The sequence below is a fragment of the Flagellimonas aquimarina genome, from assembly GCF_003149745.1.
GTDB classification, from domain to species: Bacteria; Bacteroidota; Bacteroidia; order Flavobacteriales; family Flavobacteriaceae; genus Flagellimonas; species Flagellimonas aquimarina.
Genome location: NZ_QGEG01000001.1, coordinates 532,997 through 551,538, shown reverse-complemented (window position 1 = coordinate 551,538; position 18,542 = coordinate 532,997). Strand labels below are relative to the sequence as shown.

Sequence of the window (18,542 nt, the reverse complement as noted above, 5' to 3'; positions counted from 1 at the left end):
TACCAAAATACCATTTTTGAAACTTAGGGAGCAATCATTCCCTCTTTTTCGCTACTTTTAATACCGACTAATTCAACATGAAAAAAATGAAACAACAGCTTTCCAAAGCCGGCTTGTTCTTGCTGGCATTTTGCTTTTTTACCATTTCAACAGAGGCGCAACGACGCAACAAATCAACAAAGACTGCCCCCGAATACCCGGAAGAACTTTATTCTAGTTTGGAGTATCGTTTGGTAGGCCCTTTTCGTGGAGGACGTTCTGCAGCTGTAACTGGCGTGCCAGGAGAACCCAATCTATTTTATTTTGGCGCTACTGGCGGTGGGGTTTGGAAAACACTGAATGGTGGCCGTAGCTGGGAAAATATCTCTGATGGTTATTTTGGAGGAAGTATTGGCTCCGTAGAAGTTGCCAAAAGCGATGCAAATGTCATTTATGTTGGCGGTGGAGAAAAAACGCTTCGGGGGAATGTATCCAGTGGATATGGTATTTGGAAAACCGAAGATGCAGGAAAGACATGGAAGAAAGCTGGATTGGAAAAGAGTAGGCACGTGCCCAGAATCAGAATTCACCCAACGGATTATAATACGGTTTATGCTGCTGTTCTTGGTAATATTTACAAACCAACCAAGGAACGTGGGGTGTATAAGAGTACCGATGGCGGAAAAACTTGGAAGCAGGTTTTATTTGTAAATGACCAAGCCGGAGCTGTGGACTTGACTTTTGATCCAAATAACCCTCGTATTTTGTACGCTTCTACATGGCGCGCCAAAAGAACACCATACAGTTTAAGTAGTGGAGGAGATGGTTCTGCACTTTGGAAAAGTACAGATAGTGGAGAAACCTGGACAGAGATTTCCAAAAATGAGGGCTTCCCAAAAGACACTCTTGGAATTATTGGGGTGACCGTTTCCCCTAAAAATAGCGATAGGGTTTGGGCCATAGTGGAGAACAAGGAAAAAGGTGGTTTGTACCGTTCTGAAGATGGAGGAAAAAAATGGGCACAAGTCAATAGCGAGCGAAAACTTAGACAAAGAGCATGGTACTACACCCGTGTTTATGCAGATACTGAGGATGAAAATGTGGTTTATGTGATGAACGTAAGATATCATAAATCCACTGATGGAGGTAAGACCTTCAATACATTTAATGCACCGCATGGTGACCATCACGACCTTTGGATTTCTCCAGAAAACTCTAAACGAATGATCATTGGTGATGATGGCGGAGCTCAGGTAAGTTATGATGGTGGTGAAACATGGAGCACCTACTACAACCAACCAACAGCACAGTTTTATAGAGTGACTACGGACAATGCCTTTCCTTATCGCATTTACGTAGCGCAGCAAGACAATTCTACCATCAGAATTAATCACCGTAGTGATGATGGCTCTATTGGGGAAGATGATTGGGAACCAACGGCTGGTGGCGAATCTGCCCATATTGCTGTTGACCCATTGGATAATGATATCGTTTATGGGGGTAGTTATGATGGATTCCTAACCCGTGTCAACCATAAAAACAAAACCGTTCGGGGAATCAATGTATGGCCAGACAATCCAATGGGTCATGGAGCTGAAGGTATGAAATACCGTTTTCAATGGAATTTCCCAATTATTTTCAGTAGACATAATCCCAAGAAACTCTATACGTTCTCTAACCATGTGCATGTGAGCACTAATGAAGGGCAGAGTTGGGAATTGTTAAGCGACGACCTTACAAGAAACGACCCAACAAAATTAGTTTCTAGCGGTGGTCCAATAACACAGGATAACACAAGTGTTGAATATTACTGTACCATTTTTGCAGCCAACGAGAGCCCTTTAAAAGAAGGATTGTTATGGGTTGGAAGTGATGATGGATTAATTCATGTTACAAAAGATGGTGGCCAGAGTTGGGAGAATATAACACCCCCAAATATGCCAGAGTGGAGTATGATCAATAGTATTGAACCATCAGCCTTTGATGAAGGCACTTGCTATGTTGCAGCCACACGCTATAAGTTGGGCGACTTTCAGCCATATCTTTACAAAACAACGGATTATGGGAAGACCTGGAGTAAAATAACGAACGGTATAAACAACGAACACTTTACAAGAGTGCTCAGGGAAGACCCAAAAAGAAAGGGTTTATTATATGCAGGAACAGAGACAGGAATGTACGTTTCCTTTAATGATGGACAAAAGTGGGAGAAATTCCAACTGAATTTACCCATAGTCCCAATAACAGATATGACCATTAAAGATAATAATTTGATTGTTGCTACTCAAGGGCGAAGCATTTGGATGATAGATGATCTTACGGTGCTTCACCAATTGAATGTGTCTGCCAAAAGCGCAACAACCATGTTGTACAAACCTAAAGATAGTTACCGCACCAAAGGATCTGCTGCCAAAGAACCTTCAAAAACAGAAGGACAAAATCACCCGAACGGTGTGGTTACACATTTTTACCTAAAAGAGATGTCTGAAAAAGATAGTATCAGCCTAACCTATACCACGATGAATGGAGATACTTTGGCCAACTATAGCACTTTTGCAAAAGAAAAGGACAAAAAGCTTAAGGTTAAAAAGGGAGGAAACACTCATGTTTGGGACACTAGGGGCAAAGGCGCAGAAAAACTGGAAGGCATGATTTTTTGGTGGGCTAATTTTAGCGGCGCCAAAGCAGTTCCTGGTTCATATAAAGCTCATTTAAATGTAAATGGAGCATCACAATCCCAAGAATTTAAAATTCTTGCAGACCCTAGAGCAGAGGTCTCCACTGCCGATATGCAAAAGCAATATGATTTCATTTCAGACATCAATGAAACTATTGACAGAGCACACCAATCCATTAAAAAAATCCGTAAAATCAACAAACAATTGGAAGCTTTTACCAAGCAGTATAAGGATAATGATCAAACCAAAGATTTAGTAGAAAAAGCAACAAAAATGAAAGAGGATTTTAGTGAGATTGAAAAAGCATTGTATCAAACCCAAAACAGAAGTAATCAGGACCCATTGAATTTCCCAATTCGATTGACCAATAAATTAGGGCATTTGAACAGCCTTGTTTCTATCGATGATTTTCCACCAACGGAGCAAGACATTGCGGTCAAGAACGAGCTTTCTGGCAAAATAAAATCACAATTATCAACTTTTGATGCCTTGGTAGATAAAGAAATCAAAGATTTTAATACTTCATTCAATAGTTTAAAACTGAACTATTTGTTTATTGAAGAGTAAAAGGCAATAAAGTTTTGGGTTAAGGTTAAAGTTCTTTAAAAAGTACGCATTACCTTTAGCCCATTACCAAATGCCAATTGCGTAAAGTGGAAATTTACCCTTACATAAAATCGCTCCATCTTATTTTTGTAGTGACATGGTTTGCAGGTTTGTTTTACATTCCGCGTTTGTTTATTTATCATATCGAAGCTTGGCAAAAACCTTCTCCGGACAAAGAGATCCTTGCTCAACAGCTCAAACTGATGACTAAACGGCTATGGTACATAATAACATGGCCCTCAGCTATTCTGTGTACAATATTTGCTATTTGGTTGCTTGTTTTAATGCCAGCTTGGTTACAACAGCCTTGGATGCATGTAAAACTGGTCTTTGTGGCACTGCTGTTCTTCTACCATCTAAAATGCCATCAAATTTTTAAGCAAATGCAAAGAGATGAGGTAAAATATACCTCTAGGTTTATGCGTATATGGAACGAAGTGGCCACACTGGTACTTTTCGCAATTGTATTCTTGGTGGTTTTAAAAAACGCCTTTAACTGGATCTATGGTGTTGTTGGTATTTTTGCCTTGGCCATTTTGCTGATGCTGGGCATTAGGTTGTACAAACGGATTAGGGATAAAAACCCCAATGCTTAAAAAGGCAAAGTGTAGATTTCAAATTGTGGCATAAGCTTTATACATGAACTCTAGTTGGCTTGATTATTGTTAACTTTATTCCCAAACCTGCTCAGGATTGTTTAAAAAACTATCACTTCGTTCACGCATTTTTATCACCATGATTTTACTGGTGCTTATTGCGTCTGTATTAATTGCAGGAGTGACCATATATCAATCCAGAGAGCAAAGCAAGGATTACCACGAAAATAGACTGGAGCGGAAGGAAGAGCAGATTCTTCAAAGTATTTCATACATTCTTAAAGAAACTACCTACCCAATTACCACAGAAAATCTTGAGTACATTTTTAATGAGGAGATATATAAGATTGCAGATGTTCAAAATGTGAACTTTAACATATATGATTTAGAAGGAGGTTTAATACGCAGTTCCCGACCAACCTTTGAGATCGATTCCATTTCAAATTGCTTGGATGCCGAAATTCTGAATAACCTACAAATCAGTTCTGAGAGAAGGTATGTTGAAGAAAAGACTGCGGCCGGGGATAACTACAAGGCATCTTACAACTACATTAACGATTCCGATTTTAAGCCCATAGGTATCATGAACCTTCCCTATTTTGAAGATAACACCTTCAATAATATGGAGCTCCGGGAATTTTTGTTTCGCCTTGGTGGGGTGTACTTACTAATGTTGCTTTCAGCAATTATCTTGGCCTATTTTGTATCAAAATATATTACACGTTCCCTACAGACGATTTCAGACAAGATGAATCAGACCAATTTAACAAAGCGGAATGAAAAAATAATCATTGAAAATCCCAGTGAGGAAATTGGGAAATTGGTGGATTCTTACAATAGAATGATAGATGAACTTGAAGAAAGCGCCGTTAAACTAGCGCGCAGTGAACGCGAACAAGCTTGGCGCGAAATGGCTAAACAAGTTGCGCATGAAATTAAAAATCCGCTTACGCCATTGCGATTGACCGTTCAGAGTTTTGAACGAAAATTTGACCCAAGCGACCCCAAAGCGGAAGTCAAAATCAAGGAATTTTCAAAAACACTTATTCAGCAAATAGATACCATGAGCAATATAGCTTCTGCGTTTTCCAATTTTGCCAATATGCCAGCCCAGCAAAATGAGACGCTTAATGTGGTTAAAATTGTTAGGCTTGCCTTGGAGATTTTTAATGAGGACTACATTCATTTCATTTCTGATGAAAAAGAAATTATTGCCAAATTAGATCGTACCCAACTTATAAGGGTGATTACCAATTTGATTAAAAATGCGATACAGGCAGTTCCTGAGGTAGAATCTCCAAGAATCTTGGTCACTGTGGCCTCAGAAGAAGAAAAGGTAAAGATTATGGTCGCGGATAATGGCATTGGTATCGCTGACGAATTCATGGACAAGGTTTTTGAACCTAAGTTTACCACAAAGTCAAGTGGAATGGGCCTTGGTCTAGGAATGGTAAAAAATATTGTGGAAAACTACAAGGGGACCATAGATTTTACCTCTCAGGTGGGCAAAGGAACCGTGTTTACAGTAAGATTTCCAAAAGGATAATTTAAGTTGATAGTTAAAACTTATGGCCCTCTAGAAAGGGTTTTTTTAATTTTACCATTAACGCTGAACAAATAACAACTACTGAAAATGGATTACGAAAATATCTATATAGAAGAAGAAAACAATATTGCTACAATTACGATCAACAGGCCCAAAAAGCTAAATGCTCTTAACAGAAGAACAATAGATGAACTTCATACGGCATTTAAGGAGTTGGATGAGGATAAGGAAACCAAGGCTATAATAATTACCGGAAGTGGTGAAAAAGCCTTTGTAGCAGGAGCGGACATTTCAGAATTTGCCCACTTTTCTGTTGAAGAAGCATGGCAATTGGCCGCGGAAGGCCAAAAGCTGCTTTTTGATTTGGTGGAAAACTTACCCACTCCTGTAATTGCTGCAGTTAATGGTTTTGCCCTTGGTGGTGGGTTAGAACTGGCAATGTCATGTCATTTTAGAATTGCTAGCGAAAACGCAAAAATGGGGCTGCCAGAAGTATCATTGGGGGTTATTCCCGGCTATGGGGGCACACAACGCCTACCGCAACTTATTGGCAAGGGCAGGGCAATGGAAATGATCATGACGGCCGGTATGGTCGATGCTGAAAAAGCTTTGGATTTTGGATTGGTAAATTATGTGGTGCCGCAGGAAGAATTGTTGCCATTGTGCAACAAAATAGTGAGCAGGATATCGAATAACTCCTCTGTGGCAATAAAATATGCAATAAATGCTGTAAATGCTGGTTTTAAGTATGATGTAAATGGTTATGCCGCGGAAATAGATGCTTTTGGCAACTGCTTTGGAACCAATGACTTTAAAGAAGGCACTTCAGCCTTTTTAGAAAAGCGAAAAGCAGATTTTCCTGGTTCATAGCCTTTGGTCTAACCAAACCAGACTATGATGAAACAAAGAATAGCTTTACTGTGCCTTATTTTAATGGGAGTTATTGGGAATGCCCAAAAAATGCCGGTTTCTTATGATTTTGGTGAAAAATTCAGTGATCGATACCGGTATTCTAATTTAATGACAATAGCAGATGATGGGGATGGGGGCTATGTTTTAGTAAGAGCGTACTATCAAGGACTAATTCTAAAACCCAAGGGATACTTAATTGAGCGCTATAACAGTAATTTGGAACTGGTTTCTGAATATAACTACAAGCTTAAAGGATTGGACTTTGTGGACGGTTTCCTTAAAAACGGACAACTGAACCTATTGTTTCTTGACTATAATTATGAGCGTGGCCAATATGAATATTGGGTACACAAAAGCCCCATAATCGACTTTAATTTTAGGCCGCAAAAGCTTTTGTCCATTGCGTCGGAACAAGTTCAAAACCCAGTGGGCAAAAACTATTATAACAGGAACTTCTCCAAAGGGTTCTCAACAGCTATTCTTTTTAATCAGGAAAAAACAGGTTTTGTAATAAGCACCCACCATAAAAGGGGAAAGGTTAACAAACACATTATTCACCTTTATGATACCGCGCTCAATAAAAGGTTTGAACACGATTTTTCCCATGAAATAGAAGAAAAGAACTATGCTTTTGAAAATATTGCCATAACCTCAGATTTAGAGACGGCATACATTGTTGGAAAGGCATACTTCAAAAAGAAACGTTTTCGAGTAGATGAACGCAAATTCCTGTATGAATTGATAAAGGTTTCCAAAAATGGAAGCCAAACACAGTCGTTTGATGACCCCGGCAAATACTCCGAAGGATTGTATCCCATAATTTTCAATGACAGACTGGTCTGTACGGGTTTTTATGCGGATAGAAAGGACAACAGATACAACGGAATAGCATATTTCGACATTAATCCCATCTCTTTGAACATCAACTCCAAAAAGTACAATCCATTTTCCCAACAGTTCATGGAAGACAAATTTGGCAGGGATGAAGAAAAAGTAATCAAGAACCTTGTGTTCAAGGGTGTGGAGGTTACCAAAGATGGGGAAATCTTTTTTAATGCAGAAGAGTATTTTGTGACCAACGGCATGGAAGTTACAGGAGCTGGCCAACGCATTAGACTTGAGCGTTTTCATCATAATGATATTGTAAGTGCAAAACTAAATACCAATGGAGATTTGGCTTGGGCCAGAAACATTAACAAAGCAGAGGTAACTCAAGGAGATGGTGCCTATGCATCCTACAGCTCGTACTGTAAAGATGGAAAGACCTATTTCTTTATCTGCACAGCCTCAGAAAACCCACAATTGATCAACAATGAAAGACTGATCTTTAAGCAAGGATTGAGCAGAAACCGCAATGTCTTTATGATTTCTTTGGACGAAAACGGTGTTATGGATTATGAGAAAATCATAGATAACCAAGAAGCTAGATTGCCATTAATGGTATCTAAACCTTTAAAGAACCTTGCAGAAAACAACATGCTTTTTTATGCCAAAAGAGGCAGCAAAAAACAATTGGTGAAGGTAGATTTTAAGTAACAGAATTTCCTCACCAACATACCTCATATAGCTTAAATACCAAGTAGCCCCTTAACGGGGCTATTTTTTTGTTTTCAGGTTGTCGTTGAAAAATCTTACAAAGTAATTGATTTGTCAATCCTGGGAACCAATCCGTCAAACCATATAAGGGACAGGTCAAGTACAGTCTAAAACCACCAATGTAACCTTATACATTTGGGCCACATAACCTTATAAATAAAAATATTATGAAATTATTTAGAGTAATTAATGTGGTCGTGCTATGCATGGCCTTGACTATGTTGTCCTGTTCTGGAGAAGATGGGGCAGACGGTGAAAATGGACTTCCAGGCGCAGATGGAAACCCAGGACCTGCTGGAGCTGCCGGCGATTCTGGAGCCGATGGTATTAGCTGTTGGGATCTAAATGGCAACGGTGTTGGTGATATTACCGAAGATACTGATAATGAAGACACCAATTTAGATGGTGTTGTTGACACCTTGGACTGTCAAGGTACAGATGGTACAAATGGTACAGATGGCAATGCCAATGTAGAAGAACATGCATTTAGTTTAGATGTATTTGCTAATTATATTGAACTTCCTCTTGATTTAAACAACATTGTTGATACACCTACAAACTATGCCTTTATTTTCTACATGGAACAAAATGATGGAACAAGGTTCCATATACCTGGACATTTGGTAAATAACAGCCATTATGCAAGAGTGCAGACCAATCTCCCAGATGGAACTCTTGATATTTTATTCTATGATTTGAATGATAACCTACATGCAGTTCCTGGGGGGTTATATTCTCGAGTAATTGCTGTGGCCATAGAACTTACAAATAGCTCTAAAAACAGTCAAAATGTAATGGCTAGTCTTAAGGCCGCAGGAGTGGATGTAAGCAACTACAAAGCTGTGGCAGCATATTTTGGTTTAGAATAAGACAACAACATATTTATTTTGATTAAGCCGGGTTTCTACCCGGCTTTTTAATTCTTTATAATTAGGATTAATTCCATAAATTTGGAATAAATCCAATAATGCAATCCAAGAAAACAATAAAAGGGAGGGGAGCGCAAAAGAATACCCCCAACAAATTTTTACAACATATCTATGAAATCCGGGAGGACTTTTTAGAGTTCTGCAGAATTGAAGATGAGGAACCTGAGAGCAATAAGACCCAGTACATACCCATTTTTCCTAAGACCATCGTTAACAAAGTGGATAGCCCAGATGTGGGCATGCTCTATTCCATGAACCCTTACCAGGGTTGTGAGCATGGTTGCATCTATTGCTATGCGCGCAATACACATGAGTATTGGGGCTACAGCGCAGGATTGGATTTTGAACGTAGGATTCTGGTAAAAAAATCGGCCCCGGAGTTGTTGGAAGCCAAGATCAAACATAAAAACTGGAAAGCACAGACCATTGTTATGTCTGGCAATACAGATTGCTACCAACCTGCTGAGCAAAAATTTGAGATTACCAGAAAGTGCTTGGAAGTGTTCCTCAAATATCGTCATCCCGTGGGCATCATTACCAAAAATGCCTTGATTCTTCGGGACCTGGACATTCTTAAAGAACTTCATGCCCACAACTTGGTCGGTGTCAATATTTCGGTGACCTCGCTTTCAGAAAAAACAAGGAGAACATTGGAGCCCAGAACTGCATCCATTCAAAAGAGGTTAAAGACCATCAGGGTTTTATCGGAAAACAACATTCCGGTAAACGCTATGTTGGCCCCTATCATACCTGGAATCAATAGTCACGAATTGTTGCCATTGGCCAAAGCGGTCGCTGACAATGGAGCATCGTCATTTGCCATTACCATAGTTCGCTTGAACGGGGCCATAGGACAGATTTTTACAGATTGGATTAAAAAGGCAATGCCAGACAGGGCCGACAAAGTATTGCACCTTATTCAGGATTGCCATGGAGGCTCTATCAACGATAGTCGGTTTGGACTAAGAAACAGAGGCGAAGGAAAAGTAGCTGCCCAAATTCATGATATGGCCAAGCTTGCCAGGCTCAGGTATTTTAAGGAAAAAGAAGGTCCAAAACTTAATAAAGATTTACATGAACAGTATAAAGACGGTCAAATGAAATTATTTAAATAAATTTATAAAGATTGTCCAATGCCTAGGTTGGCGTTCGTCTTAAGAGCGTAAACAAAGTATAATTCAGTTTGTCATGGACGAACATAAAACTAAAACCAATGAGCAATTTTTTGTATTTATTCCGTGGAGGAGACGAAAACTTCAACCAATTATCTCAAGAAGAGAAACAGGCCCATATGCAGGTTTGGGGACAATGGATGGGTGGTCTAAAAGAAAAAGGCCAACTATTGGATGGACTCCCCTTGGGAGCGGATGGAAAAGTAGTACATAATAGGGGTGAATTGATCACCAACGGACCGTTCGCAGAAGGAGCTGAGGTAGTTGGAGGGTATTTGATCGTATCTGCAAAAGACATGGAAGAAGCTGTTGAAATGTCTAAAGGATGCCCAATTTTTGATTATGAAGGAAGCAATGTTGAAGTGCGGGAAATTATGTCAATGGACAGCCATTAAACATAGTATATGAGCAATTTTTTATATCTGTTTAGGGGCGGGTATGATGATTATAACAAGTTGTCCCAACAAGAAAAGGAAGCGCTGACCAAAGATTGGGAGAAATGGTTGAAACGTTTAAAGGAGCAGGGAAAACTTGTGGAAGGATTGCCACTTTCTCAGGAAGGTAAAGTGGTTTACAAAAAAGGAGAACTGATTACTAATGGGCCATTTGCAGAAGGCGTGGAGGTAATTGGAGGTTATACCATTGTTTCCGCTAAGGATATGAACGAAGCCTTGGAAATATCAAAAGGGAATCCGCACTTTGGTTTCGATGGCAGTATTTTAGAAATAAGGGAAATTGTACCAATGAACATTCAGTAACCCCCTAAAAACAATGAAGGAGAGCCTGATGGATATCAGGCTTTTTTTGGTTTAACTATGAGTGAAAACAACCTGACCAATACCATTGACCATTTGTTCCGAAATGAATACGGAAAAGTGGTTGCAGTTTTAACCAATAAATTTGGGATTTCCTATTTGGAACAAATCGAGGACGTTGCCCAAGACACTTTTTTAAAGGCAATGCAGGTCTGGGCATATAAATCTGTACCAGATAACCCAACGGCATGGCTTTATAGAGTAGCCAACAATGCACTTATAGATGTATTGCGGCGAAGCAAGAAAATGGACTTTCTTGATGACAAACATCTAAACAATGATGGAGAAGTTTTTCCAGAGAAGGAGATTTCTTTGGATGACACAATATCTGATAGTCAGTTAAAAATGATATTTGCCTGCTGTCATCCTTCGCTATCCGAGGAATATCAGGTTATATTGAGTCTTAAGCTCATAGGGGGCTTTAGCAACAAAGAATTGGGAGAAGCCTTGTTAAAAAAGGAAGAAACTGTGGCCAAATCTTTTACTAGGGCCAAAAAGAAGTTTAGGCAAGAAGTTCAGTTTTTACAGATTCCGGTACAGATGGGGTTGCAGTCCAGGTTGTTCAAAGTCCTTCGGATCATTTACTTACTATTTACGGAAGGGTATGCCGCAACTACTGGGTCTAGTGTTCTTAAAAGGGATATTTGTTATGAAGCCTTACGTTTGGCGCTGTTATTAAAAGAGAACCAATATTGTAAACACCCTAATTTAACGGCCTTAATAGCCTTAATGTGTTTTCATGCCTCACGGTTTGATGCCCGTTTGAACGAAGAAGGTGAGTTGGTTACATTGGAGCACCAAGATCGGTCCAAATACAACCAAAAACTCATTAGAATAGGAGTTCAACATTTAGAAAGCTCCGGAACGGAGGATAAAATGCCCTCTAACTACCATTTGGAAGCTGCTCGATCATATTACCATTGTGTGGCCAAGACATTTCAAAAAACAGATTGGAAAAGCATATTGGAACTCTACGATATACAGTTAAAGAGACAATACTCGCCCATGCTGGCTTTGAACCAAATTATTCCTTATGCCAAAGTGCACGGTGAAGCAGAAGGGACCAAAGCATTAAGAGCACTGCAGAAGAAAACAGATTTTAGCAGCTCTGGACTTTTCTTTGCAATTAAGGCGGAGCTTTTGAAGGAAGCTAACAATCAGGATGAGTATGAAGCCGCTCTTAAAAAGGCGATTGAGCTAACCAAAAACGAATTGGTGAGAAAACATTTAAAGAAGAAATTACCAGGAATCTAGATCAATTCTGGTAAAACGCTTTTTTTATAAGATCCTTATTCAAGAAGGCCCCAGCGTTTGCACCGGTGGCAACGGCATTGGCAACAGATCGCATCCAAATAGTGCTGTCCCCGCAAGCATAAATACCATCAACAGAGGTCCTTTGAAAAGAATCGATTTGTAGTAGCCCATCGTCCGTGAGCTCGCACCCCAGTTTTGTTGGAATATCCGAATTTTGAACGAACGGTACCCGGGCGTAAATGGCTTTTAAACTCATTTCACATCCATCTTTAAATACAATATGTTCCAGTTTACCGTTTAGATGTTCAAATCGGTCTATTTCGCCCTCGTAAATTTCAATGTCTTTTTTTGCAATAAGCTGGTTTGCTCATTGGTCAATGTGGATTTGCCATTGGTAAACAAGGTCAGACTTTTTGTCCAATTGTGGATCAGTTGTGAAAACTCAAAACCATAATCCCCATTTCCAAGAATTGCGGTTTTTTCATTTCGTACTTCATAACCATGACAGTAAGGACAATGAATGACGGAAATGCCCCAACATTCGGCGAATCCATCAATATCTGGCATAATGTCCCTGACCCCAGTGGCAAAAATCAACTTTTTTGCTACAAAAGTTTTGTTTTCATGGGTAGTAATTGCGAATCCATTGGCGGTTTTAACACCTTCTACGGCTAGGCCTTGATAAAACTCAACGGTTTTATAGTTTGCAATTTGCTCGCGGCCAACAGTAGCTATTTCTTTGGGAGTTTTTCCGTCTTGGGTAAGAAAGTTATGCGAATGTGGTGTTTGACGATTGCATGGTTTTCCGCTATCAATGACCAGAACCTTTCGCAGGGATCTTCCCAGGGCCAATGCAGCAGATAGTCCCGCATAGCTTCCTCCAATAATTATGATTTCAAATTGGTTTGTATCTTTCATGATGATTGTTTTGACAAAAAATTGTATTCCAAATTATTTGGCGAAGATATAGAGAATTTATATTATTGCAACAATGTCGCATTAAAAAATGAAAAGAAGACAAACCCACTCCACACAAGAAATTCTAGAACTGCTCAAAGCAGAGAACCAAGCGATGAACCATGAAATGATTCAGTCAAAACTGGATTCCCAGGTGAACAGGGCAACCATTTACAGGGTATTGAACCGCTTTTGTGAGGATGGTATTGTGCACAAAATAGTAGGGGACGATGGCAAGCAGTACTTTGCCTTTTGCCTTAACTGTACCCAAAAAACACACAACCATAACCACTTCCATTTTAGATGTACCCAATGTGGAAAAGTAGAATGTCTAGAAAAAGAAGCATCCATCAGTTTGCCTGAAGGGTATGTATTGGAAAATTTTAATGGATTGATATCGGGTACGTGTAACGACTGCACATAAGTGTTATGATCACAGTTGGTTTAAAAAAGTTAGAGCTCCTCAAAAATGTTTACTCCAGATTGACCTTCTCTAGAGGCCCATTCAAAATGTTCCGTTAACCTAATTTTGCCATTGGTTTTTACACTTATTTCAGATTTGGAAATACCATTGTCCAATTCACCATCTGTTTGTAACTGGCAATAGCTAAACTGTAAAATGTCTCCTTGAATTTTGCCCACCAGAAATCCTTGAGCGATCTGCCCGCCAGAATAATTAGCTTCAACCATATTTCCCGATTGTCTAAAATTAAATATCGTTTCCTCATTGACCACACCATTTTCTGAGGTTTGGACTACGTTCATGCGCAGGTTGTTTAAGTTTTTCATAGATAAAAAATCACTATCAAATGTTACCAATACAAATTTTTTGGTTCTTCAAGATAAATACATCGCTTAAAAATGAAGCAACAAACTCAAACCAAAATACTGGGGTTAGCATTTATTATGCTGACTCTTTCATTGCAAGCTATTTAGAAAGAAAAATTGTGAATTGGGTCAACTAAGTTCCCAACCTTTACGATACTCCCTTGATACCCACTCATTGGCCCTGTCATAGTTGGTTATTTTCATGTTCTCACCATCCCATAACAATTTTCTTCTGCCAGGATAATCATATGGAGCCCAGTCGCCAACCTTTTTTCCTTCTTGCAGTACTTTGTATTGATACGCTTTAACAGCAAGGTTCCCCATAAGCACCGTTTCGGTCAATGGCCCTGATTTTGCAAAGTCCGATGAAGTAGCAGCACCATTCATGCAACCATCAACAAAATTGGCAATATGACCATCCATGCTACCCGGTACTCTTGGGTACTTGGGCTCGGGAGATTTATATAGGTTCATCATTTCTGATGGCAATAAACGGGCATTTCTAGAATATGTATCGCAAACCAGAGTTCCTTTATCACCATACATAACTGTTCCACCGCCACCATCACCAATGGTTTCATCATCTTTCAGCTCATCTGGAAGGTCTGGTTTTAAACCTCCATCATACCAGTTCAATGCAATATCACCATGGTGTTCATGCTCAAATTTTAAATGTATTTTGGATGAAGGAGGGCATGAAGGACTGTAGTCAGCTTCCACAAAATCACCAACCCAAACAGAAGTACAACTAGCTTCTGCTTCTTTTGGGTAACCTAAATCCAATACGCTAAATGGTGTTTCCATAATGTGGCAACCCATATCGCCAAGTGCACCGGTCCCAAAGTCCCACCAGCCACGCCATTTAAATGGCAAGTATGCAGCATTATAATCGCGCATGGCTGCTGGGCCTAACCAAAGGTCCCAGTCCAATTCTTTTGGTACTCTCTGTCTTTCAACTGGTATTGGCACGCCTTGGGGCCATACAGGACGGTTGGTCCAGCAATCAATAGTATGTATTTTACCAATAATCCCAGATTCTACCCATTCACGCGCAATACGGCTATCATCACTGGATGCCCCTTGATTTCCCATCTGAGTAACAATGCCATTTTGGGCGGCAACTTTGGTCATCAATCTGGCTTCATGAATATTGTGTGTCAATGGTTTTTCAACATAGGCATGTTTCTTTTCACGCATAAAAGGAAGCGCAATGGTGGCATGGGTATGATCCGGAGTAGCGACCATAACAGCATCTATATCCTTTAAATGTTTGTCATAAACCTTTCTAAAGTCCTTAAATCGTTTTACATCTGGGAAAAGATCATAGGTTTGCTTTGCACGTCTATCATCTACATCACAGAACGAGACAAATTTTACGTGTCCTGTTGCATCAAGACCCTGTATTACACCATTGCCCCTTCCGCCAACACCAAAGGCAGATACGTAAAGGGTATCACTTGGGGGAACATGATTTTTTCCTAAAACATGGCTTGGAACAATTGAAAATGCGGCCGAAGCTGCAGCCGCATTCTTAAGGAACTTTCTTCTTTGCATTTTACTTGGATTAGTTGTAGGCTTGAAGATACAAAAAAGCAGTAATTACTTTACTAGACCGCAGTCTTCAGCATAATATTTTACAGAATTGTTCGCAAAAGTTATAGTACGGATTTTTCCGCCCTTGTCTTCTCAATCTTTTGGGTGTACCTACCTACCTGAACACTTGGGTTAAAATTTCAAAAAAATGAATCCAAAATAATATTGGGAACGTATAACACTAAGACACTTTTACCGCAAAAGAAAGAAAATGGGAAACACGATATCACATCAAACAAATACTTTGGAAGGCAATTCCAAAAAAATCTCTGACAATTTAAAAACCTTGACCTTTAGGGATAGGATTATTTCATTTTTTGAAACTGCCGATGCTTGGGGTGTTTTTGTGTTGGGAAGCACATTTGTTTTAATGTTGGGAGCTGTATACCTAATGTATGTTTTGCAAAGCGATTTTACTCAATTTAATTTGGATCGCATGAGTTCCAAGTTAGGATTGGCCTTTATGATTTTAGCAGGTGGCCTATTTTTGTTTAAGGCAGGTTTTTTCCTTTATACGTTGTTCCAATATTTTAGATATAAACCTATTGCATCCGTTAAGGACAATGAACTGCCTACCTGCACCGTAATAGTGCCAGCATACAATGAAGGTAAGCAAGTTTGGCATACATTGATGAGTCTGGCAGATAGTGATTTCCCTAAAGAGAAATTACAATTGCTTGCTATTGATGATGGCAGTCAAGATGATACTTGGCAATGGATACAGGAGGCAAAGAAAGAATTGGGAGATTGTCTAACCATTTACAAACAGCCTAAAAACATGGGGAAACGCCATGCATTATACCTTGGCTTTAACGAGGGAAAAGGAGAGATTTTTGTAACTGTGGACAGCGATTCTATTGTAAAAAAGGACACCTTGAGAAATTTGGTCAGTCCTTTCATTAATAATGAACAATGTGGCGCAGTGGCAGGAAATATTAGGGTTTTAAACAACAAGAAGGCGCTGCTTCCTAAAATGTTGGATGTGAGTTTTGTTTTGAGTTTTGAGTTTGTTCGTTCCGCGGAAAGCAGTCTTAACTCCGTACTTTGTACACCAGGTGCTTTAGCAGCATATCGAAGTTCTGCAGTTTTTGCTTGTCTTCCTGATTGGATCAATCAAACTTTTATGGGTCAACCTTCTGATATTGGAGAAGATTGTGCAATGACCAATATGATATTGAAACAAGGATACCATGTCTTATTTCAGAGGAACGCCTATGCTTACACTAATGTGCCCGAAAAATATCGCAACCTATACAAGATGTTCATTAGATGGGGCAGAAGTAATGTTCGCGAGAACATAGAGATGTCTAAATATGTCTTTAAGAATTTTAGACAGGGGTCCAAGGTAGGCACAAGACTCTTGTTTTTAAGTCAGTCCTCAAAAATTGCGATGAGCTACCCTTTTTTGTTGTTCATGTTATTTTTTGTTGCAACCCACCCTTTACTGTTTTTGAGTTCAACGCTTTTTAGTATTCTTGTTCTATCTACCTTTCCGGTTATTTTCTATGCAAAACGATATGACTTATCAGAATCGTTCTGGGCTTATTCATATAGTATACTATACACTTTTGGACTATTCTGGATTACACCTTACTCAATTGCCACAGTTAAACGAAGAGGGTGGTTGACACGTGGTTTACCAGAAAAAAAGTAGCTGTAACAAAATATTGAATCAGTATGTTTTTTAAGCACTAAGGATTCCATTCTTTGTGGAACTGCTTTAAAAAACCTAGCATGTACTGATGGCGTTCCTCGGCCAATTTTTTACCGGTTGTGGTGTTCATTTTTTCTTTGAGCAGAAGCAATTTTTCATAAAAATGATTAATTGTGGGAGCATTGGACCTTTTATATTCCTCTTTGGTCATGTTCAAATTTGGGGAAATCTCTGGGTTATGAAGTTCCCTGTTCTTATAGCCGCCATAATTAAATGCGCGCGCAATGCCGATTGCGCCAATGGCATCTAAGCGATCTGCATCCTGTACTACTTTCAACTCTATTGAAGAAAACACTTTTTGGTTTTTTTCTAGACTATTTTTAAAAGATACATGTTTAATAATTTCGATGATATGGTTAATGGTCTCTTGGTCAACTTTCAGAGTATTTAAGAAATCATAAGCCATTTTAGGCCCTATGCTTTCATCTCCATTGTAGAATTTTGGGTCCGCAATATCATGCAAAAGAGCCGCTAACTTTACAACCAAAGCATCTACTTTTTCATGTTTGGATATGAACTTGGCGGTATTGAAAACACGTTCAATGTGAAACCAATCATGACCTCCTTCAGCATTTTCAAGAGTTTCCTTTACAAAAGAGATGGTGTGTTCTAAGATTTCTGAGTCTGTCATGAATTAACTTTAATGCCCGCTGAAACAATCCCCTCCAGTTTTGTAATAAGCTCATCTAAATTCCCGTCATTCTCAAGGGGTTTGTGCACAGTATGGGTAATATGGGCACCTAGACCCATGGGAAATTTTCCAAAGCGAAGCATTTTCCAAGAATTATTGATGGTTAAGGGAACTATAAGAGAAGAAGGAGACTTTTTCATTAACATTTTTAACCCTGTTGGCCTAAAAGGTTTTGGCCTTCCATCCCTGCTTCGGGTACCTTCTGGAAAAATAACGGCACTACGATTATGTTTTTCAATATAGGACCCTAATTTCCCAATTTCCATTATGGCTTGCTTTGCATCTTTTCTGTCGATCAGAACCGAACCACCGTGTCTTAGGTTATATGATACACTTGGAATTCCTTTTCCCAATTCCTTTTTGCTTACAAACTTTGGATGATGTTTTTGCATATACCAGATAATAGGGGGAATATCATACATACTTTGATGATTGGACACAATGATAAGAGGCCTGTCTGTTGGTATATTGTGTTTATTTTCAAATCTATAGCGCGTTCCAAGGACCTTGGTGCATCGCATTAAAAACCAGTTTAAAATAGCCACGCTACGTCTATGCGCATCATAACCCAGAAGGTTAAGACACAGCCATTGTATAGGATGAAAAAAAATCAGCACTAACCCAAATAGGATGAAAAAAAGTAAGGTCAGAGGGTAAGAAATCAACTTTTGCACGG

At 39.3% G+C, this 18,542-nt stretch carries 18 protein-coding genes; 12 read left to right on the top strand and 6 right to left on the bottom strand.

Going from position 1 to position 18,542, the window contains the following annotated elements; all coding sequences use genetic code 11:
• Nucleotides 1-86: 86 nt before the first annotated feature.
• From DKG77_RS02470 to DKG77_RS02425, 10 genes are all read left to right on the top strand, one after another.
• Nucleotides 87-3,224 carry a WD40/YVTN/BNR-like repeat-containing protein gene (locus DKG77_RS02470; RefSeq protein ID WP_109661398.1) on the top strand — a complete coding sequence of 1,046 codons (3,138 nt, stop codon included), beginning with the start codon at nucleotides 87-89 and terminating at the stop codon, nucleotides 3,222-3,224.
• A gap of 86 nt (nucleotides 3,225-3,310) precedes the next feature.
• On the top strand, nucleotides 3,311-3,859 hold the full coding sequence (locus tag DKG77_RS02465) for a CopD family protein (protein WP_109659849.1): 549 nt from the start codon (nucleotides 3,311-3,313) through the stop codon (nucleotides 3,857-3,859).
• A 139-nt stretch (nucleotides 3,860-3,998) separates the two neighbouring features.
• Nucleotides 3,999-5,405 (top strand): sensor histidine kinase, encoded by a 1,407-nt coding sequence (locus DKG77_RS02460; protein ID WP_109659847.1) that lies wholly within the window; start codon nucleotides 3,999-4,001, stop codon nucleotides 5,403-5,405.
• Between the two features lie 87 nt (nucleotides 5,406-5,492).
• Nucleotides 5,493-6,275, top strand: coding sequence for an enoyl-CoA hydratase/isomerase family protein (locus DKG77_RS02455; RefSeq protein ID WP_109659845.1), 783 nt, complete (start codon nucleotides 5,493-5,495; stop codon nucleotides 6,273-6,275).
• Nucleotides 6,276-6,299: 24 nt separating this feature from the next.
• Complete coding sequence (locus DKG77_RS02450; protein ID WP_243414797.1) at nucleotides 6,300-7,853, top strand: hypothetical protein; 1,554 nt, start codon at nucleotides 6,300-6,302, stop codon at nucleotides 7,851-7,853.
• A 227-nt stretch (nucleotides 7,854-8,080) separates the two neighbouring features.
• Complete coding sequence (locus DKG77_RS02445) at nucleotides 8,081-8,782, top strand: collagen-like triple helix repeat-containing protein (protein ID WP_133248409.1); 702 nt, start codon at nucleotides 8,081-8,083, stop codon at nucleotides 8,780-8,782.
• Nucleotides 8,783-8,880: 98 nt separating this feature from the next.
• Complete coding sequence (locus tag DKG77_RS02440) at nucleotides 8,881-9,957, top strand: PA0069 family radical SAM protein (protein WP_109659839.1); 1,077 nt, start codon at nucleotides 8,881-8,883, stop codon at nucleotides 9,955-9,957.
• Between the two features lie 98 nt (nucleotides 9,958-10,055).
• Nucleotides 10,056-10,409, top strand: coding sequence for a YciI family protein (locus DKG77_RS02435; protein WP_109659837.1), 354 nt, complete (start codon nucleotides 10,056-10,058; stop codon nucleotides 10,407-10,409).
• 9 nt (nucleotides 10,410-10,418) lie between these two features.
• Nucleotides 10,419-10,772 carry a YciI family protein gene (locus DKG77_RS02430; protein WP_109659835.1) on the top strand — a complete coding sequence of 118 codons (354 nt, stop codon included), beginning with the start codon at nucleotides 10,419-10,421 and terminating at the stop codon, nucleotides 10,770-10,772.
• A 57-nt stretch (nucleotides 10,773-10,829) separates the two neighbouring features.
• Nucleotides 10,830-12,083: an RNA polymerase sigma factor gene (locus tag DKG77_RS02425; RefSeq protein WP_109659833.1), complete on the top strand. Its 1,254-nt coding sequence runs from the start codon at nucleotides 10,830-10,832 to the stop codon at nucleotides 12,081-12,083.
• A gap of 1 nt (nucleotide 12,084) precedes the next feature.
• Here the strand turns inward: DKG77_RS02425 and DKG77_RS17255 are convergent, their stop codons facing one another.
• Nucleotides 12,085-12,402: an FAD-dependent oxidoreductase gene (locus DKG77_RS17255; RefSeq protein ID WP_313789691.1), complete on the bottom strand. Its 318-nt coding sequence runs from the start codon at nucleotides 12,400-12,402 to the stop codon at nucleotides 12,085-12,087.
• Nucleotides 12,399-13,001 carry an NAD(P)/FAD-dependent oxidoreductase gene (locus DKG77_RS02420; protein ID WP_313789366.1) on the bottom strand — a complete coding sequence of 201 codons (603 nt, stop codon included), beginning with the start codon at nucleotides 12,999-13,001 and terminating at the stop codon, nucleotides 12,399-12,401. Before DKG77_RS02420 ends, DKG77_RS17255 begins: the two co-directional genes overlap by 4 nt.
• Nucleotides 13,002-13,089: 88 nt before the next feature.
• Here DKG77_RS02420 and DKG77_RS02415 point away from each other — a divergent pair, with 88 nt between their 5' ends.
• Nucleotides 13,090-13,464 carry a Fur family transcriptional regulator gene (locus DKG77_RS02415; protein WP_109659831.1) on the top strand — a complete coding sequence of 125 codons (375 nt, stop codon included), beginning with the start codon at nucleotides 13,090-13,092 and terminating at the stop codon, nucleotides 13,462-13,464.
• Between the two features lie 29 nt (nucleotides 13,465-13,493).
• Here the strand turns inward: DKG77_RS02415 and DKG77_RS02410 are convergent, their stop codons facing one another.
• On the bottom strand, nucleotides 13,494-13,829 hold the full coding sequence (locus DKG77_RS02410; RefSeq protein WP_109659829.1) for an avidin-fold protein: 336 nt from the start codon (nucleotides 13,827-13,829) through the stop codon (nucleotides 13,494-13,496).
• A gap of 168 nt (nucleotides 13,830-13,997) precedes the next feature.
• Nucleotides 13,998-15,422, bottom strand: coding sequence for a Gfo/Idh/MocA family protein (locus DKG77_RS02405; RefSeq protein WP_109659827.1), 1,425 nt, complete (start codon nucleotides 15,420-15,422; stop codon nucleotides 13,998-14,000).
• A 250-nt stretch (nucleotides 15,423-15,672) separates the two neighbouring features.
• Between DKG77_RS02405 and DKG77_RS02400 the strand changes: the two genes are divergently transcribed.
• Nucleotides 15,673-17,115, top strand: a complete 1,443-nt coding sequence (locus DKG77_RS02400; RefSeq protein WP_109659826.1) for a glycosyltransferase family 2 protein — start codon at nucleotides 15,673-15,675, stop codon at nucleotides 17,113-17,115.
• Nucleotides 17,116-17,152: 37 nt separating this feature from the next.
• Here the strand turns inward: DKG77_RS02400 and DKG77_RS02395 are convergent, their stop codons facing one another.
• Together DKG77_RS02395 and DKG77_RS02390 are read right to left on the bottom strand one after the other, a co-directional pair.
• Nucleotides 17,153-17,806 (bottom strand): HD domain-containing protein, encoded by a 654-nt coding sequence (locus DKG77_RS02395; RefSeq protein WP_109659824.1) that lies wholly within the window; start codon nucleotides 17,804-17,806, stop codon nucleotides 17,153-17,155.
• Entirely contained in the window at nucleotides 17,803-18,540 is a 738-nt protein-coding gene (locus DKG77_RS02390; protein ID WP_109661396.1) for a lysophospholipid acyltransferase family protein, read from the bottom strand. Before DKG77_RS02390 ends, DKG77_RS02395 begins: the two co-directional genes overlap by 4 nt.
• Nucleotides 18,541-18,542 lie beyond the last annotated feature (2 nt).

Coding starts and splice junctions, on each gene's coding strand:
- DKG77_RS02470 (WP_109661398.1), top strand. CDS start 87: ATGAAACAACAGCTTTCCAAAGCCGGCTTGTTCTTGCTGGCATTTTGC.
- DKG77_RS02430 (WP_109659835.1), top strand. CDS start 10,419: ATGAGCAATTTTTTATATCTGTTTAGGGGCGGGTATGATGATTATAAC.
- DKG77_RS02445 (WP_133248409.1), top strand. CDS start 8,081: ATGAAATTATTTAGAGTAATTAATGTGGTCGTGCTATGCATGGCCTTG.
- DKG77_RS02410 (WP_109659829.1), bottom strand. CDS start 13,829: ATGAAAAACTTAAACAACCTGCGCATGAACGTAGTCCAAACCTCAGAA.
- DKG77_RS02395 (WP_109659824.1), bottom strand. CDS start 17,806: ATGACAGACTCAGAAATCTTAGAACACACCATCTCTTTTGTAAAGGAA.
- DKG77_RS02400 (WP_109659826.1), top strand. CDS start 15,673: ATGGGAAACACGATATCACATCAAACAAATACTTTGGAAGGCAATTCC.
- DKG77_RS02455 (WP_109659845.1), top strand. CDS start 5,493: ATGGATTACGAAAATATCTATATAGAAGAAGAAAACAATATTGCTACA.
- DKG77_RS02415 (WP_109659831.1), top strand. CDS start 13,090: ATGAAAAGAAGACAAACCCACTCCACACAAGAAATTCTAGAACTGCTC.
- DKG77_RS02425 (WP_109659833.1), top strand. CDS start 10,830: ATGAGTGAAAACAACCTGACCAATACCATTGACCATTTGTTCCGAAAT.
- DKG77_RS02435 (WP_109659837.1), top strand. CDS start 10,056: ATGAGCAATTTTTTGTATTTATTCCGTGGAGGAGACGAAAACTTCAAC.
- DKG77_RS02405 (WP_109659827.1), bottom strand. CDS start 15,422: ATGCAAAGAAGAAAGTTCCTTAAGAATGCGGCTGCAGCTTCGGCCGCA.
- DKG77_RS02460 (WP_109659847.1), top strand. CDS start 3,999: ATGATTTTACTGGTGCTTATTGCGTCTGTATTAATTGCAGGAGTGACC.
- DKG77_RS02450 (WP_243414797.1), top strand. CDS start 6,300: ATGATGAAACAAAGAATAGCTTTACTGTGCCTTATTTTAATGGGAGTT.
- DKG77_RS02440 (WP_109659839.1), top strand. CDS start 8,881: ATGCAATCCAAGAAAACAATAAAAGGGAGGGGAGCGCAAAAGAATACC.
- DKG77_RS02420 (WP_313789366.1), bottom strand. CDS start 13,001: ATGAAAGATACAAACCAATTTGAAATCATAATTATTGGAGGAAGCTAT.